General features: G+C 64.4%; 13 protein-coding genes. 7 read left to right on the top strand and 6 right to left on the bottom strand.

What is annotated here, in order from left to right:
* Nucleotides 1-79: 79 nt before the first annotated feature.
* Both SO140_RS12315 and SO140_RS12320 read left to right on the top strand, forming a co-directional pair.
* Nucleotides 80-1,636 (top strand): sulfotransferase family protein, encoded by a 1,557-nt coding sequence (locus SO140_RS12315; protein ID WP_449382094.1) that lies wholly within the window; start codon nt 80-82, stop codon nt 1,634-1,636.
* Nucleotides 1,633-2,064: a hypothetical protein gene (locus SO140_RS12320; protein ID WP_449382049.1), complete on the top strand. Its 432-nt coding sequence runs from the start codon at nt 1,633-1,635 to the stop codon at nt 2,062-2,064. The genes SO140_RS12315 and SO140_RS12320 overlap by 4 nt, the downstream gene beginning before the upstream one ends.
* A 14-nt stretch (nt 2,065-2,078) precedes the next feature.
* Here the strand turns inward: SO140_RS12320 and SO140_RS12325 are convergent, their stop codons facing one another.
* The 4 genes from SO140_RS12325 to SO140_RS12340 form a co-directional block, all read right to left on the bottom strand.
* Nucleotides 2,079-3,398: a dicarboxylate/amino acid:cation symporter gene (locus SO140_RS12325; protein ID WP_449382050.1), complete on the bottom strand. Its 1,320-nt coding sequence runs from the start codon at nt 3,396-3,398 to the stop codon at nt 2,079-2,081.
* Nucleotides 3,399-3,514: 116 nt separating this feature from the next.
* Complete coding sequence (acnA, locus tag SO140_RS12330) at nt 3,515-6,175, bottom strand: aconitate hydratase AcnA (RefSeq protein WP_449382051.1); 2,661 nt, start codon at nt 6,173-6,175, stop codon at nt 3,515-3,517.
* A gap of 21 nt (nt 6,176-6,196) precedes the next feature.
* Nucleotides 6,197-7,516 carry an MFS transporter gene (locus SO140_RS12335; protein ID WP_449382052.1) on the bottom strand — a complete coding sequence of 440 codons (1,320 nt, stop codon included), beginning with the start codon at nt 7,514-7,516 and terminating at the stop codon, nt 6,197-6,199.
* Nucleotides 7,517-7,623: 107 nt separating this feature from the next.
* Nucleotides 7,624-8,508 (bottom strand): GntR family transcriptional regulator, encoded by an 885-nt coding sequence (locus SO140_RS12340; protein ID WP_449382053.1) that lies wholly within the window; start codon nt 8,506-8,508, stop codon nt 7,624-7,626.
* Between the two features lie 288 nt (nt 8,509-8,796).
* On the opposite strand from SO140_RS12340, the gene SO140_RS12345 reads away from it, so the two are divergent.
* The 4 genes from SO140_RS12345 to SO140_RS12360 all read left to right on the top strand — a co-directional run bounded on the left by SO140_RS12345 (nt 8,797) and on the right by SO140_RS12360 (nt 13,956).
* Complete coding sequence (locus SO140_RS12345) at nt 8,797-9,873, top strand: lactonase family protein (RefSeq protein ID WP_449382054.1); 1,077 nt, start codon at nt 8,797-8,799, stop codon at nt 9,871-9,873.
* A 136-nt stretch (nt 9,874-10,009) separates the two neighbouring features.
* Complete coding sequence (locus SO140_RS12350) at nt 10,010-10,672, top strand: TetR/AcrR family transcriptional regulator (protein WP_498540948.1); 663 nt, start codon at nt 10,010-10,012, stop codon at nt 10,670-10,672.
* 13 nt (nt 10,673-10,685) lie between these two features.
* Nucleotides 10,686-12,551 carry an adenine deaminase gene (locus SO140_RS12355; protein WP_498542607.1) on the top strand — a complete coding sequence of 622 codons (1,866 nt, stop codon included), beginning with the start codon at nt 10,686-10,688 and terminating at the stop codon, nt 12,549-12,551.
* A gap of 13 nt (nt 12,552-12,564) precedes the next feature.
* A complete protein-coding gene (locus SO140_RS12360; protein WP_449382057.1) occupies nt 12,565-13,956 on the top strand; it encodes an NCS2 family permease in 1,392 nt (463 codons plus the stop codon).
* Nucleotides 13,957-13,964: 8 nt separating this feature from the next.
* Here the strand turns inward: SO140_RS12360 and SO140_RS12365 are convergent, their stop codons facing one another.
* A complete protein-coding gene (locus SO140_RS12365; protein WP_449382058.1) occupies nt 13,965-14,183 on the bottom strand; it encodes a hypothetical protein in 219 nt (72 codons plus the stop codon).
* 348 nt (nt 14,184-14,531) lie between these two features.
* Between SO140_RS12365 and SO140_RS12370 the strand changes: the two genes are divergently transcribed.
* Nucleotides 14,532-14,720 carry a hypothetical protein gene (locus SO140_RS12370; protein ID WP_449382059.1) on the top strand — a complete coding sequence of 63 codons (189 nt, stop codon included), beginning with the start codon at nt 14,532-14,534 and terminating at the stop codon, nt 14,718-14,720.
* 15 nt (nt 14,721-14,735) lie between these two features.
* Here SO140_RS12370 and SO140_RS12375 read toward each other — a convergent pair whose 3' ends face one another.
* Entirely contained in the window at nt 14,736-16,112 is a 1,377-nt protein-coding gene (locus SO140_RS12375; protein WP_449382060.1) for a vWA domain-containing protein, read from the bottom strand.
* Nucleotides 16,113-16,116 lie beyond the last annotated feature (4 nt).

The following is a 16,116-nucleotide window of genomic DNA, read 5'->3' on the forward strand; positions in this document are numbered from 1 at the left end:
CCGTATGACCCGGCGGCCGCCCGGCCGCCGGGTCAATCTCGTTTTGCTCATGCAGCATGGAGTCATCCGCGTGAACGGCATGCTACCGCCCAGCGCGAGCACCGCTTCGATCGACGCCGCGCGCCGCGCCTTCGCCGGCGGCGATCTGGCGGCGACCGAGCGGATATGCGCGCAGCTCCTGGCAGGCAATTCGTCGGACTGGCGTATCTGGGCGCTCCTGACCGAGACCGCGTTCTCGCGCGGCCGGCAGGATGCGGCGATCGTCAGTGCGGATCGCGCCGTTGCGCTGGCGCCAGCCAATCCGATCGCGCTGGCGTTGCGCGCCAAATGTCTGTTCGTGAGCGGGCAGACGCGCCAAGCCTGCGAAGTAACAGAGGCCGCGGCCAAACATCTTGGCGATGCACCGGACGCGCTCGATGCGGTCGGCGCGATGTTCGGGCTGCTCGGGCTTCAGCAACGGGCGAGGGAGCTCTTCCGCCGCGCGCTCGAGCGGCAGCCCGGCGTGCCGCAATATCTGTTCAATCTCGCTGCGGCCGAGCGGATGATCGGTGCGCTCGATGATGCCGAAATGCATTGCGACGCGGCGATCGCCGGCGACCGTCACTACGGCCTTGCCCATTACCTGCGCTCGGACCTTCGCATCCAGACCGCAGACCGCAACCATGTCGACGAGATGGAGGCGCTGATCCGCGAGGGGCGGTTGTCGCCGCCGGCCGAGATCATGCTGCACTTTGCGCTCGGCAAGGAATACGAGGATCTCGAGCTCTGGGGCAACGCGTTCGATCACGTCGAGGCCGGCTGCCACTTGCAGCATCGATCGCTGCCGCGCGCCCCCGCGGCCGAGATTGGTGAGGTCGATGCGATCATCCAGGCGCACACGCGTCGCTGGATCGAGGCAGCGCCGCGCGGGCACGCCGAGGCCGCGCCCGTTTTCGTCACCGGCCTGCCGCGCACCGGTACCACGCTGGTAGAACGGATCATCGCCAGCCATTCCACCATGCATTCGGTTGGCGAGACCAGTGCGTTCACGGCCGAGATGCGCCGTGCGATGGTGGCGCGTCCGGGCGGCCGGGACCTCGAAGGCATCGGCAGACGCTATCTCGACACGGCCGCGGCGCTGCGCGTTCCGGACAACGTCCGCTTCATCGACAAGACGCTGGAGAATTATCTCTATTGCGGCCTGATTCACGCGGCGCTGCCGTCGGCGAAGATCATCCTGGTGCAGCGGCATCCGATGGATTCGTGCTGGGCGATCTACAAGGCACACTTTCGCGGCAAATTCTCGTTCTCCTATCACCAGATCGAGCTCGCCGAGTATTATCTGGCCTATCGCCGGCTGTCGCAGCATTGGCGGAGCGTGCTGCCGCCGGATGCTATGATGGAGATCAAATACGAGGATATCGTGCGGGACCAGGCGGCGGCGAGCCGAGAGATCATCCGCTTCCTGGGGCTTGCCTGGGAGGACGAGGTGATGCGGTTTCACGAAAGCCCGGCGCCCTCGGCGACCGCCAGTGCCGTCCAGGTGCGCCGCCCGGTCTACGCATCCTCGGTTGGCAAATGGCGTCACCATGCCGAACGGCTGGCGCCGCTGCGCGAACGCCTTGCGCGGGAGATTCCGGAGGCGGAGCTGGTATGACGATGCGGCGTGTTGCCCTGCTGATCATGACTGCATCGGTCATCCTCTTGGCCGGCGATTGTGCGGCAACGGCGGAGGTGCAAGTCGATGGCAGGCCGGATGCCGTGCATATCGAGGCCCGCGACGCCACCCTCCGCGACGTCCTGGCGGCGCTGCACGACCGCTTCAATCTGCGCTATCGCGCGAGCGACACGCTCGAAACGCAAACGACCGGCGTGTTCGACGGGCCGCTATCGCGCGTGGCAGCCAGGCTCCTCGATGGCTACGACTATGCGATGCGGATTACGCCGGATGGCGTCGACCTGCTCGTGCTGGGACGGCAGCAATCGAGCGCCGCCGTCGTGGTTGCGGTGACGCCGGCAAGTGCGGCGAGGCCGCCGCTCACGGCGGCGGAGCGCAGGCACTATGAGCATGGGCACCTCCGCTAGCGCCCGACGGCGGCTTAACCTGCCGTCACGTCCACCGTCTCGCCGCCCTCCAGCACCTGCGCCGCCTTGGTGCGGTCGAGATCACCTTCCCAGGCGGCGACCACGACGGTGGCGACGCAGTTGCCGATGAGGTTGCCGACGGCGCGCGGCATGCCGATGAACCAGTCGACCGAGAGCACCAGCACGAGGCCGATCGCTGGAATGCTCGGCACCGCGTTGAGCGTCGCTGCCAGGATCACGATGGCCGAGCCCGGTACGCCGTGGGCGCCCTTCGACGTGATCAGGGACACGCCCAGCACCAGCAGGAGATCGCCGAAGGACAACGGCGTGTTGGTTGCCTGCGCAATGAAGACTACTGCAAGCGTCAGATAGATCGAGAACGCATCGAGGTTGAAGGAATAGCCGGTGGGAATCACGAGACCGACCACGGAATCCTTCACGCCCATCCGTTCGAGCTTCTTCATGATCTGCGGCAGCACCGCATCGGAGGAGGCGGTCGCCAACACGATGGTCAGCTCCTCGCGCAGGTAGGCGAGAAATTTGAGGATGTTGATTCCGGCGAGCGCCATCACGCCGCCGAGCACGCCGAGCACGAAGATGCCGACCGAGACGTAAAACAGCATCACCAGCGAGACGAGCTGCTTCAGCGAACCGGCGCCGTATTTACCGACGGTGTAGGCGACGGCGCCGAGCACACCGAGCGGTGCGACCCGCACGATTAGCCCCATGACGCGGAACAGCACGGTGGAGGCCGCATCGATCATGGTGGTGACGAGCTTGCCCTTCTCGCCGCCGACCAGCGCAAGGCCGACGCCGAACAGGACGGCGAAGAACAGCACCTGGAGCACGTCGTTGCGCGACAGCGCATCGAATGAGGTGCTTGGGATCACGTTGAGCAGAAAGGCTCCGATGCCCGCGCCCTGCAGCTTGTGGGCGTTGTCGGCGTAGGTGTTGAGTGCCTTGGCGTCCAGCGTCGAGGGATCGATGTTCATGCCGTGGCCGGGGCCGAAGGCATAGGCGAGGACGAGGCCGACCACGAGCGCTACCGTCGTCATCGCCTCGAAATAGACCAGCGCCTTGACGCCGACCCGGCCGACCTTCTTGAGATCGCCGGCACCGGCAATGCCGTGCACGACTACGCAGAACACGATCGGCGCCACGATCATCGAGATCAACTTCAGGAAGGCGTCGCTCAGGATCTTGAGGCTGATGGCGAAGTCCGGGACGGTCACGCCCAGGATGATGCCGAGCACCAGCGCCGCCAGGACCTGGACGAACAGCGAGGTGTAAAGCGGCTTCGGCTCGGCGGCCGGCGCCGCAGTGATGGTCGACATGGTGAACTCCCCCGGTTTGACGCGTCTTGGACGCCAAAAAGGAGCAACAAGCGTGCCAGATTGTCACGGTCTGGCTGGGAATCTGCTCTTTTTTCGATTTTCTCCAGCGCCTCCCTTCAAACCGAGGGGATGATGGCCCCTTCGAGGGATGCCTCGCCGGCCTGTTCGGTCGGGCCGTCCGAGTGCCGCCTCAGGATCAGCGGCAGCAGCCCGCCGACACGCAGGGTCTCACATTCCAGATTGGTTTCCACCGCCGCGATGGCAACAAAGCGGTAGATCTCGGCACCGTCCCGCAGGATGCGAACGTTCACCGCGGCGCGCGGCTTGAGCGCTTCGACGGGTGCGTCGATCTCCAGTCTGTCGTCCGGCCTGAGGCCCAGCGTTTGCGGCCGGCGATCGGCCGGCAGGCGGAGCGGCAGAATGCCCATGCCGATCAGGTTGGAGCGGTGGATGCGCTCGAAGCTCAGCGCCAGCACGGCACGCGCGCCGAGAAGCGCGACGCCCTTCGCCGCCCAGTCGCGCGACGAGCCCATGCCGTAGCGCTCGCCAGCCACGATGACCACCGCGCGCTGTTGCTTCTCATAGTGCTCGGCGGCAAGCCGGAGCGATAACCGTTCACCGGAGCCTGCAAGGATCGTCTGACCCGGCGGCAGATCGGGGGCGAGCAAATTGCGCACGCTTTTGTTGGTGAAGAGCCCGCGCAGCATCACTTCCCAGTTTCCGCGGCGCGCTGCGAACACGTTGAGATCATGCGGGTTCGCGCCGCGCGCGACGAGATAACGAGCCGCCTCGCCGTCCGCCGCGATCGCGCCCGCCGGCGAGATGTGGTCGGTCGTGATGTCGTCGCCGAGCACCAGAAGCGGCGTCGCCGCGTAATGTCCAAGGCGTGTGCCGTGGCCGAAGCCGGCAAATGGCGGCCGCCGGATATAGGTGGATGTGTCATTCCATGGAAACAGAGCCGTGCGAGGCGCCTCGAATGCCTTCCAATCGGCGCTTGCTTCCGCGGCGTCATAGGCGAGGCTGTAATCGCCCGACTTTCGCGCCAACGCCAGTGCTGTATCGATCTCGCGGCCAGTCGGCCAGAGATCCGCAAGGCGCACTTCGGTGCCAGCCGCATCGCGCATGATGGGATCATGCAGGATGTCGCGCGCGACGTCGCCGGCCAGAGCAAAAGCTACGACCAGCGGTGGCGATGCAAGAAATCCGAGCTCGATCTGCGAATGCACACGGCCGGGGAAATTGCGGTTGCCCGACAGCACGGCGACCGGCGCCATTTGCTTCTCCTCCATCGCGCGTGTCATGCGTGGTGCCAGCGGCCCTGAGTTGCCGATGCAGGTCGTGCAGCCATAGCCGACGATGCCGAAGCCGAGCGCCTCGAGATCGTCGAGCAGGCCTGAGCGTCGCAAATAGCGCTCCGCGGTCGGCGATCCCGGCGCAAGCGAGGTCTTCACCCAGGCGGGAGGCATGAGCCCGAGCCGCCGCGCCTTGCGCGCGAGCAGACCGGCGGCGATCAGGAGCCTTGGGTCCGAGGTGTTGGTGCAACTCGTGATCGCGGCGATCGCGATCGCGCCATTGACCGGCGGATCGGCCCGCTCCACGTCGGTGGTTGCAGCGGAACGTGCTAGCGACAGCGCCGCGGCGGTCTTGCCGGCTGCGATACGGTCCTGCGGGCGGCGAGGGCCGGCGAGGCTGACCTCGATCTCGTCGAGATCGATGCTGATCGTCTCGGTGTAGCGCGGCGAGGCTTCGGGATCGAACCAGAGTTTTTGGCGCCGCGCATAGGTTTCCACCAGCGTGACCTGCTCGCGCGACCGTCCGGTCTGTTCGAGATAGTCGAGCGTCCGGGCGTCGATCGGGAAGTAGCCGGAATTGGCGCCGAACTCCGGCGTCATGTTGGCGACGACAGCCCGATCGCCGGCGGAGAGCGCGGAGACACCTGGCCCAAAGAACTCGACGAACCGGTCCGCAAGGTCGATCTGTCGCAGGCGCTCGGTGACGGTTAGTGCAAGGTCGGTCGCGAGCACGCCTTCGCGCAGCCGCCCGGTCAGGCGGACGCCGACGACATCAGGCACACGCATCGTCACGGGCATGCCGAACATCACGCTTTCGGCTTCCAACCCACCGACGCCCCAGGCGAGCACGCCGATCCCGTTGATCATGGGCGTGTGGCTGTCCGTGCCGATCAGCGTATCGGGCGCGGCCCACGTTGCGCCGTCGCGGTGCAGCGTCGTCACGACGCTGGCGAGCCGCTCCAGGTTCAGCGTGTGCATGATTCCGGTGCCAGGCGGATGCACGCGCACGCCGTCGAGGCCCTGGCTGGCCCATTTCATGAAGCGGTAGCGCTCGCCGTTGCGCGTGAGCTCTTGCGCCATGTTCCGCGCCATCGCATCCGGCCGTGCGAACACATCGACGCCGAGCGAGTGGTCGGTCGAAACGTCGATCGGGAGGACCGGATTGAGGCGCTTTGGATCGCCACCTGCCTCCGCCAGCGAGGCGCGCAGCCCCGCAATGTCGACCAGCGCCGGACCGCAGGTCGTGTCGTGCATGAGAATGCGCGAGGGCTGGAACGCGATCTCGCTCTCGCTGCGTCCATCGGCGAGCCAATCGAGAATGGCGGCAACTGACGCATCTTGATCCGTACCGCCGGTGCGCAGCACGTTTTCAAGCAGGATGCGGTGGATCACGGGCAGGCGAGGGAGGTCCTCACCTGCCACGGCCGCGATGTCGGCGATGCGATAGGTCTGCGATCCGCAGCGAAGCGTTCCGAAATCAGTCATCTCTCGATCCTGCCTATGCGATCAGGCGTGTTGCTCGGCAGCCTGCGTCTGCGCTTCGTCCGTGTTCTCCATTCGGGCGAACCAGGTCATCAGGAACGACACGAACAATAATCCGCTGAGGAACAGGAGCCCGCCATAGGTACTGCCGGTGGCGTCCTTGATGGTGCCGATCGCATAGGGTCCGGCGAAGCCGCCGAGATTGCCGATGGAGTTGATCGCCGCGATCGACACGGCTGCGGTCGAGCGCGTCAGGAACAGGCCGGGCAGCGACCAGAACGGCGACTTGAAGGCGTAGATGCCGGCAAGCGACAGCGAGATCAGCGTCATCGCGACGGCGGGTTGTGCGACGAGCCCGGTGAGCGCCAGCGCGACGGCGCCCCACAACAACGGAATGGCCGAATGCTTTTGCCGCTCGCCGGTGCGGTCGGAGTTGCGCGACCACAGCACCATCACGATCGTCGCAAAGGCATAGGGCAGCATGGCGACGAGGCCGATCTCGAAATTCGTCAGCGACGACGAGAGGCCCTTGATGATCTGCGGCATCCAGAGACCGATGCCGAGATTGCCGACCTGGTAGATGAAATAGATCACCGACAGGAATAGTACTTTTGGGTTGGTGATCGCGGCGACGATGCCGAGGTGCTGAACATTACGGCGGCCGGCTTGGTCCTTGCGCAGCTCCTCGGTGAGCCAGTCGCGTTCCTGCGGCGTGAGCCATTTGGCCTGCTCGGGGCGATCGGTCATGATGAAGTAGTTGACGATGCCGGCGACGATGGCGGGGCCGCCTTCGAGCAGCAGCATCCAGCGCCAGCCGCTGAGGCCGAAGCCTCCGACGTGGTCCATGATCCAGGTGCTTAGGGGTGCGCCGATCAGATAGGACACCGGAATCGCCGCGGTGAACAGCGCGATCGTGGTCGCCTGCTCCTTGGCGCGGAACCAGTAGGTCAGATAGATGATGATGCCAGGAAAGAAACCGGCCTCGGCGACGCCGAGCAGGAAGCGCAGGGTGTAGAGCTGCATCGCGCTCTGCACGAAGGCGCTCGCGGTCGCGACGATGCCCCAGCTGATGAGGATGCGCGAGATCCAGATCCGCGCGCCGTATTTGTTGAGCGCGATGTTGCTCGGCACCTCGAACAGGAAATAGCCGATGAAGAAGATGCCGGCGGCAAAGCCGAAGGCCTCGCTCGACAGCGCGAGCTCCTTGTTCATCTGAAGCGCCGCATAACCGATATTGGCGCGGTCGAGATAGGAGATGACGTAGAGGCCGAAGCAATAGGGCACGATGCGCCAGGACACCTTGCGCATGGTGGATTGCTCGATGGTCGCTGTGGCGGCGGACATTGATGGCGTTCCTTGCTGCGTTTCGTCGGGGGCTTGTCGGCAACGCCACAACCTTCCCCGCAGGGACATGTATGCATTTTATAATATAAAATGCAATACGGTCGAAGTCAGACCTTCGGGACCTTGATCAGGCCGGCGCCCTCGATGTGCACACGAAGGAAGTCCGACGCCTCCTGACGCAGGCCTTTTTCCAGCAATGTCAGGATGTTGATGTGCTCACGGCACTGGATGGGAAGGCGGCTGCGGTCCACCGTGATGCGGTATTCCACCAGCCGGCGCAGCCGGTTCACGCGCTTCACCGCATCGAGAAAGAACGGATTGCGCGCGCAACCGACCAGCATCTCGTGGAACTCGGCGTTGGCGGCAAAGATCTCCGAACGCGAGGCGCGCTTGTAACCGCCGTCGAGCAGCCATTGCTGCTGCTCGCGTGCGGCCGCAAACGCCGCGCGATCGATCTCGAAGCTCGGCAGCAGCAGGGCCTGTGGCTCCAGCGCGACGCGCAGTTGATAGCCCTGCTGATAGCTCTCGCGCGAGGTGAGGAGCAGGCCGAACGCCCAGCCATTACCGGGCAGGCGCTCGATCCAGCCTTCATCGGCGATCTTTGTAAGGATTTTCAGGAGGCGCGTGCGGGAGAGACCATAGCGGCGCATCAGCTCGTTCTCGCTGACTTTGTCCGGAAGCTTTCCCGCCAGCCGGTCCTCGGCGATGGCGAAGTACCACTCGTCTTCGCGTTCCGGCTCGGCGTCCTCCACATCCGGCAGGTCGGGAAGCTCGGCGGCACTTTTGACCAGGAAGAAGCCGCGATTGGGCTCGGACCGGACCACCTTCATGTCTTCGAGGATTTGCAGTGCTGCGTTGATCGGCGCGCGCGACACCCGCAGTGCATCCGCCAGCGTCTGGCTCGGCAGATGCTGTTCGGCCTGCAAGCCGTTGGCGCGGATGTAGTCGAGGATCCGCGCGGTCATCTGGGTCGCGAGATTGGGGCGTGGCATGGGGCGACTCGGTTGATCCTCTCTCAAGAAGATGTCGCTTACCTGCGCGGACTGCACAAGCGGGACGCCAGAGCAGTTCTTGCGTCTCATAAAGAATTGTGTTTTAAAAAATAAAAAGCAATATGGGGAAACGTGACGTCCAAGAATTCTGTCCCTGCTCCGCTCCGCGCTGACGGCGCCCCGCTGTCGCGGCGCTTGTTCGCGAGCCTCGTCGCCGCCGGTGCGGTGACCGCTGCATGGCCCGGTGCATCCGCGTTATCTCAGACACAGTCCCATCCGGAGGACAACATGCTCGAAGGCTCTCGCTCATTCGTTTATGTCGGTGCGCGCACCACCAAGGAACGCAACGCCCGCGGCGACGGCCTCAACGTCTATGCAATGGACAACGCGACCGGTGCCTGGCGCCATGTCCAGCTCCTCGGCGATCTCGTCAATCCGTCGTTTCTCGCCTTCGATCGCACGCGACGCTTCCTCTACACGGTGCATGGCGATCTCAGCGACATCACGGCGATGGCGATCGATCCTGCGAGCGGCAGGCTTGCCGTGATCAACCGGCAGAGCACGGAAGGAAAGAACCCCGTCCATCTCGCGATAGATCCCACCAACCGCTTCGTGGTGGTGGCCAACCACATCACGTCCACGCTGGCGCTGCTGCCACGGCAGGACGACGGTTCGCTCGGTGCTGTCATCGATCTCGTCAAGCTGGAGGGCAAGATCGGCCCGCATCGCGTCGAGCAGCCCTTCGCCAAGCCGCATCAGGTCGAGTTCGATCCGTCAGGCGCGTTCATCGTGGTGCCGGACAAGGGCCTCGACCTCGTCTTCACCTACAGGATCGATGCCGAGAGGGCAAAGCTCGTGCTGGCCGGCAAGCCCGTGCAGGCGCGTGAAGGTGCCGGCCCGCGCCACGTCGCGTTTCACCCCCAAGGACGGCTCGCCTACGTCGTCAACGAGCTTGACTCGACCGTCACGGCCTACCGCTTCGATCCCGCAACCGGTGCGCTCAACCCGTTCCAGATCGCCTCCGCGGTGCCCGATGCCTACACAGGCAACAGCCGCGCGGCCGAGATCGCGGTATCGTCCGATGGACGCTTCGTCTACGCCTCCAATCGCGGGGATGACAGCATCGCGACGTTTGCAATCGATCAGGTGACCGGCCGCCTCTCGTCCGTCGGCTGGACGCCGAGCGGCGGCAAGACACCGCGATTCTTCGCGCTGGCGTCGTCGGACACTTTGCTGTTCGCGGCGAATGAGGACACCGACACGGTCAAGCTTTTCAAGCGCGATACCACTAGCGGCCGCCTCATTGCGACCGACCAGGTGGTTCACATCGGCAGCCCGGTTTGCATCCTCTTCAAGACACTTTGATGCGCCAGGCGTGCGCTCGGATTGGTGAGAAGGCTTGAGCACTGGGCGGCTGTAGTAGAACGGCGCCCATTGCTGCGGCGCGGCTTGCCGCAAATCTCGGCTTGCCTGCCAAATCGCCAAATGTCAGACTTATGACATGAATACAGCCAAACGACGCGAATCGAACCTTCGCGACGAATACGCCGAGATGACGCGGCAGCGCATCGTGGCAGCCTTTGTCGAGACTTTAGAGGACGAGGCGGCCGACGACATCTCGATGGCAGCGGTGGCCAAGCGCGCCAAAGTTGCCGAGCGGACCATCTATCGCCACTTCAAGACCCGCGCGGAGCTCTTTGCGGCTGCCGGAGAGTGGATCGAGAACAACGTCTTCAGTTACATTCCCTTCGCCTCGCCTGATGAGCTGCCCGATATTTTCCGCAAGCTCTGCAAGCGCTTCGATCGTCATCCGCATCTGGCGCGGGCCATTGCGATGACGCGGGCAGGTCGCCGAGTGCGCGCGGGCTTCCGGCGCCACCTGATCGAGCAGCATCGCAAGGCAATGGCGCCGCTGGTGCGGCATCTTCCTGCGAAGGAAGTCCGCCAGGCAGAGGCGCTCGCGTCCTATCTCAACAACGTGCTGGCCTGGAACGCGATGCGCGAAGACTTCGGCATGTCCAGCACTGATGTCGCCGATGCGATCGAGTGGGCGCTCACGACTCTTTTGAAAGATGTCCGTCAGCGCGATGCCGCCGCGGCGCGCAACGGCAAAGCCGGCAAATCGCCGCGAAAGCGAACCACGGCCGCGAAAGAGCCGGCGTAGAACGAGGCATGCCATGAATGCGATACCCGACGATCTCCTGATCAACGCGCCCGACGAGGTCCGCATTCGCCAGGACCTCGTGCTGACGGCGCTCGGCCGTCGCCCGGCTGATCGCAGTCTGCGGGTCGGAAGATTGCTCGACGTCCATAGCCGTACCTGGAGCGAGGATCAGGAGATCGTCTTTAGGGGACGGCGCATCGCGTGGGTGGGGCCGGCGGGAAGCTATCCAGGCGAGGTCCGCGAGCGGGTGCACCGGCCTGATCTCGCCGCCGTGCCCGGCTTCGGCGAGGTGCACAAGCATATCGAAAGTTCGCATCTGACGCCGGAATGGGAGGCCGCGTTGGTGCTGCCGCATGGCAATACCTGGACCTGCGAGGCGAGCCACGAATTCTCCAACGTCAACGGCGCGAAGAATCTCGAATTCTGGTTCGAGGCACGCTGCCGCGGCTCGCCGCTCAAAATCTTTCCGCAGCCCGGTTCGGCCGTGCCACCGACGGCTTACGAATGGGGTGGCGGCTGGTATGGGCGCGAGGAGCAAGCGCGCTTCATGGGCGAGAGCCTGATGGTCACCGGGCTTGACGAAGTCATGGACTGGCCGGCGGTGTGGAACCCTGACAACCCTTCCTACAAGAGGCTCTGGGGTATGATCGAGGCAACGTTCGCGGCGCGCGGCGTCGTCGAAGGCCATGCCTCGGGCCTGCGCGATCTGCCCTCCATCAATGCCTTTGCCGCGGCGGGGCTCGCCTCCGATCACGAGGTGCAGACGCCGGAAGAGACCTGGGACAAGCTCACGCGCGGCCTGTTCGTCGAGCTGCGTGTCTACGCGATGGACGAGATCGTCAAATGGCTGCTTGCCAAGGGCTTGCAGGATTGGTCGCAGATCGCGTTCACTACCGATGACCGCAGCGCCAGCCACACGCTCGAGCTGGGCGCCAGCGATCACAACGCGCGGGTCGCGATCGAAGCCGGCCTCCCACCGGAGATCGCAATCCAATGTCTCACCATCAACCCGGCGCGGCACATGCGCCTCACGCCGTTCGTCGGCAGCCTCGCCCCGGGGCGCTTCGGCGATGTCGTGTTGCTCTCGGACGTATCCAAGCTCACCATCGCTGAGGTGTGGGCCGATGGCGTGCAGGTCTCCAATGGCAAGCGCTACCTCGGTGATGTCCCCAGGATCGAATGGCCGAAATGGGCGACCAGGACGATCAATATCAAGCGCACGATCAAGCCGGAAGATTTCGCGCTGCCGGCCGACCCAGGCCGCACCACGATGAAGGCGGCCGTGATCCGCCCCTTCCACTGGCATCCCGAGTTCTACACGCTCGAATTGCCAGTGCGGGACGGCGCCGTGCAGCGCGACGAAAGCGAGGCCATCACCAAGTTCGCCATCGTCGACCGTTTCTCTGGCGAGGGACGGGTTGCAAAGATGTTCTGGCGCGGCTGCGGACCTCGGACGCCGGAGACGGCGCTGGCCTGCTCGGTCGCGCATGACAAGCATAACATCTGGGTGGTCGGCTCGTCTGACGCAGCGATGGCCAAGGCGGTGAACGCGCTGATCGAGCTTCAGGGCGGATGGGCACTGGTGCGCGAGGGCGAGCTCGTTGCGACCGTGCGCTTCGAGGTCGGTGGGCTGATGAGCTGCCGCTCGGCACAGGCGCTCGATGCCGAGATGCAGGCGCTCTACGCCGAGGGCCGCAAGGTCGACTGGATGTATGAGCCGACCTTCCGGCCGCGCTGGTATCCAGGATTCCCTGAACGACTGATGTTCGCAACGCTGACCTGCGCGCCCTGGAGCTGGGTGCTGGTAGCGCCGTGTGAGCAGGCGCCGCTCGGGTTCATCAATGTGCAGACCGGTGAAGCGCACCCGGTAGTTTGGTAGGGGAGTGACGGGGATGAACGAGATGACGCCACCGCAAGCCGCTTCCGCAGAACCGGCGCCGCGCGCCGCCGTGGGCCCGCTCGATCGCATCTTTGGCCTCACCGAGCGCGGCACCAGCGTCGGCCGCGAGGTGATGGCCGGCGCGACCACCTTCGCGGCGATGGCCTATATCGTCGCGGTGAATCCGGCAATCATGTCAAACGCCGGAATGGACCGCGCCGATCTCGTCAGCGCCACGGCACTCGCCGCGATCTTCGGCTCGGTGCTGATGGGCCTTTGGGCCAACCTGCCGCTCGCCGTTGCGCCGGCGATGGGCTCGAATGTCATCTTCACCTATGTCATCGTCAAGCAGATGGGCATGCCGTGGCAGGGCGCGCTTGCCATGGTCGCCTTCACGGGCGTGCTGTTCTTGATCCTCAGCCTGTCGAAGCTGCGCGAGAAGGTTGCGAAGGATGTGCCGGAAGCGCTGAAGATCGGCATCCAGGCTGCCGTCGGCACGCTCATCGTCTTTATCGCACTACGCGGCGCTGGCTTCGTTGTGCAGAACCCCTCGACCTACATCGCGATGGGATCGCTGCGCAGCCCGCCCGTGCTGCTGACGCTGTTCGGTCTCCTGCTGACGCCGGTGCTGGTGGCGCGCCGGGTGCCCGCGGCGCTGATCCTGTCGATCGCGGTGCTGACCCTGATCGGCTTTTTCGTTCCAGGTGGGAACGGCAAGATGGTGACGTCGGTGCCATCAGCGATCATGTCGTGGCCGCGCTGGCCGACCAGCACCTTCATGGCGCTCGACGTCGGCTATCTCTTCAGCCATTTCGTCGTGGCGCTGCCGCTGCTGTTCTACTTCCTGTGCGCCGAATTCTTCTCGACGCTGGGCACGCTGATCGGCGTCACGGGTGCTGCCAATCTACGCAGGGCAGACGGTTCGATCCCGAATGCTACTGCGGCGTTTGCAACCGACGCGACGGCATCCATCGTCGGCCCGCTGCTCGGTACCTCCGTTGTCACGGCCTACATCGAGTCCATCACGGGCGTGCAGGCCGGCGGGCGCACCGGCCTGACCTCGCTGACTGTTGCGGGGTTCTTCTTCCTCGCGTTGTTCTTCTGGCCGATCTTCGTCATCATCCCGCCGCAAGCCACAGCGCCCGCGTTGGTGCTCGTCGGCGTCTTGATGATGCAGGGTCTCGCGCGCATCGACATGACCGATCTCGTCAATGCGGTGCCAATTGTGCTCACCCTGCTGGTGACCGTGCTGACCAACAACCTCATCAACGGCATGGCGCTGGGGACGCTGAGCTACATTGCGCTGGAGGTGACCATGGGGCGCCGCGGGCAGATTCCCGCAATGGTCTGGGGGCTGGGTGTCGTGTTCATCGCCTACGCGATCGTGACCGCGCAGATATTCTGAAGACAGGGCTACGCCGCCAGATCCAGCAGCCGGCACGATCCGCGCACCAGCACCTTGCGGCCGGATGAAGTCATGACGGGCACGCCGTCGCTGATCGCGACGAGGCCGAGTTTGACGAGGTCTTCGACCGCATGGGCCTTCGAAAAACGATGGAGCGCCGGGCAGCGCAATGCTTTCAGCATTTCCCACTGGTCCGGAGAAAGATTGAAGTCGAAATCGTCGTTCATGTTGCCTCGAAATACCTGACCGTTCGTGCACCGATTAGCGGCGCAGCATGAAAACCATGCGACGACATTGAGTCGGGAATTCGATTGGCTGTTTAGAACATCCCTTCACAAATTGCCGCAGGTTATTGCGCCACAATAGTTAAGATCGCGAGCACGAGAGTATCGTCCCGATCTTCGATCACCTCTTGATGATCGATAGTTGATGCTGCATCGCGAACTACCGCAGTGCACGGGAATAAGAGCTGTCCCATTCCGCGTTGCGATGTGCACAGGAAAATGAGACAAGCCGTTCAAGACTCTGTTACGGTGATTCCTGGGGAATGGCTTCACGCAGCAGGAGTGGAGTGCATGAACAGGCTGGTGGAAATTCGCAGTCAGGAATCCTTTTGCCGGGAACGTGCGGCGCTGGATTCGAGACGCCGGGTTTTCTGGCTCGCACAGGCCGAAGAGTGGGAGCAGCGCGCGCTCGACGAGATCGCTTATCACTTTCGCGAGTGCAATCTGGCTCACGGGGATTTGCACGCACTCGCCAGCTAGCGGATTATCACCGGTTTACTGATAGCTCGCCACGATATCGGACACGGCGCGCTCGAGCTGTTGCGCGGTAGCGCATTGTCGCACCACGCTGCAAAATGTCGCGTAGCGCGGCATCTCGGAATCACCAAAGCCCCAGACCATGCGGCCCTCCGGATTGAGCCAGACCAGCCGCTTCGACCGCTCCGAGATGCGCCGCAGGATGTCGGCGCGCGGATCGAGATTGTTGCTGCGGGCGTCGCCCAGCACGATGACAGTGGTCTGCGGCGTTAGCGTGCTCATGAACTCATGCTCGAAGTCGTCGAGCGACGAGCCATAGTCGGATGAGCCGAAACCCACTTTGGACATGATCTCGGCCATTGCCGCCTCGGGCGAGTTCGATTCCAGAATGTCACTGACCTCGATCAGATGCGAGGAAAAGGCGAAGGAGCGGACGTCGTCGACCACCTCGTGCAGCGAGTGGATCAGCAGCAGGAAGAAATCGGAGACGCGGGCAACCGAACCTGAGACGTCGCACAATGCCACGATCTTCGGCCGATCGCGGTGCTTGCGCTTCCAGGCCGTGAGGAACGGCACGCTGCCCCAGGCGGCGTTGCGGCGCAGCGTGCGGCGGACGTCGAGATGGCCGCGCCGCTGGCGCTTGCGCGGCTTGGAGTAGCGCTCGCGCAGGCGGCGCGCGATCTTGCGGATCAGCGCGCGCATCTCATCAACCTGGCGCGGCTCGATTCGGGCCAGCGGCGCATTGCGCAGGATGTCGTTGCGCAGGTTTTCGGCCTCCTCGCGCGCATAGAGCGCGAGCCCCTGCGAGACCGTATCGCGGACGGCTTCGCGCAAGCCATCGAGCGCCGCGCGCAGACGCTCGGCAAGCGACGGATTGGTCGCGGTCAGTTCGTCGAGATCGTCGCGCAGCCGCTGGAGACCCATCGCGTCGAGGATGCGGCTGGAAAAGATCCCGCGCTGGGTGGAGTAGCGGATGTTGGACAGCGACGCCGCGCTGGCGGCGCCGGCGATCGCGGCGGCGATCGCGTTGCGGTCCTGCGACAAGAGCATTTGCGCCAGCGAGCCCAGGCCTTCGGTAGGTTGACCGCCTCCCGCGTCATTGGCCGCGTCGGGGGAGGGCGGCTGACTGCCCTCCGGAGGCGTATCGTTGTCGTTGGTCTCGGGTTGCTCCTGGCGCGGCTCCGGTTGGCTAAAAAACAGATCAAAGCAGTCGCCGAGCGCAAGCTTCTCGTCCTGCGACTTTGCCAGCGTCAGCAGCAGCGCGTCGCGCAAGATGTTGCGGTCGGAAAAGCCGACCTGCGCGACCGCGCGCATGGCGTCGATGCTTTCGGCGGGCGAGACGTGGACGCCGGCACCACGTGCCGCACGAAAGAAGCGATGGAGGTTTTCCCGCATCGGT

It is taken from the genome of Bradyrhizobium sp. UFLA05-108 (assembly GCF_059803455.1).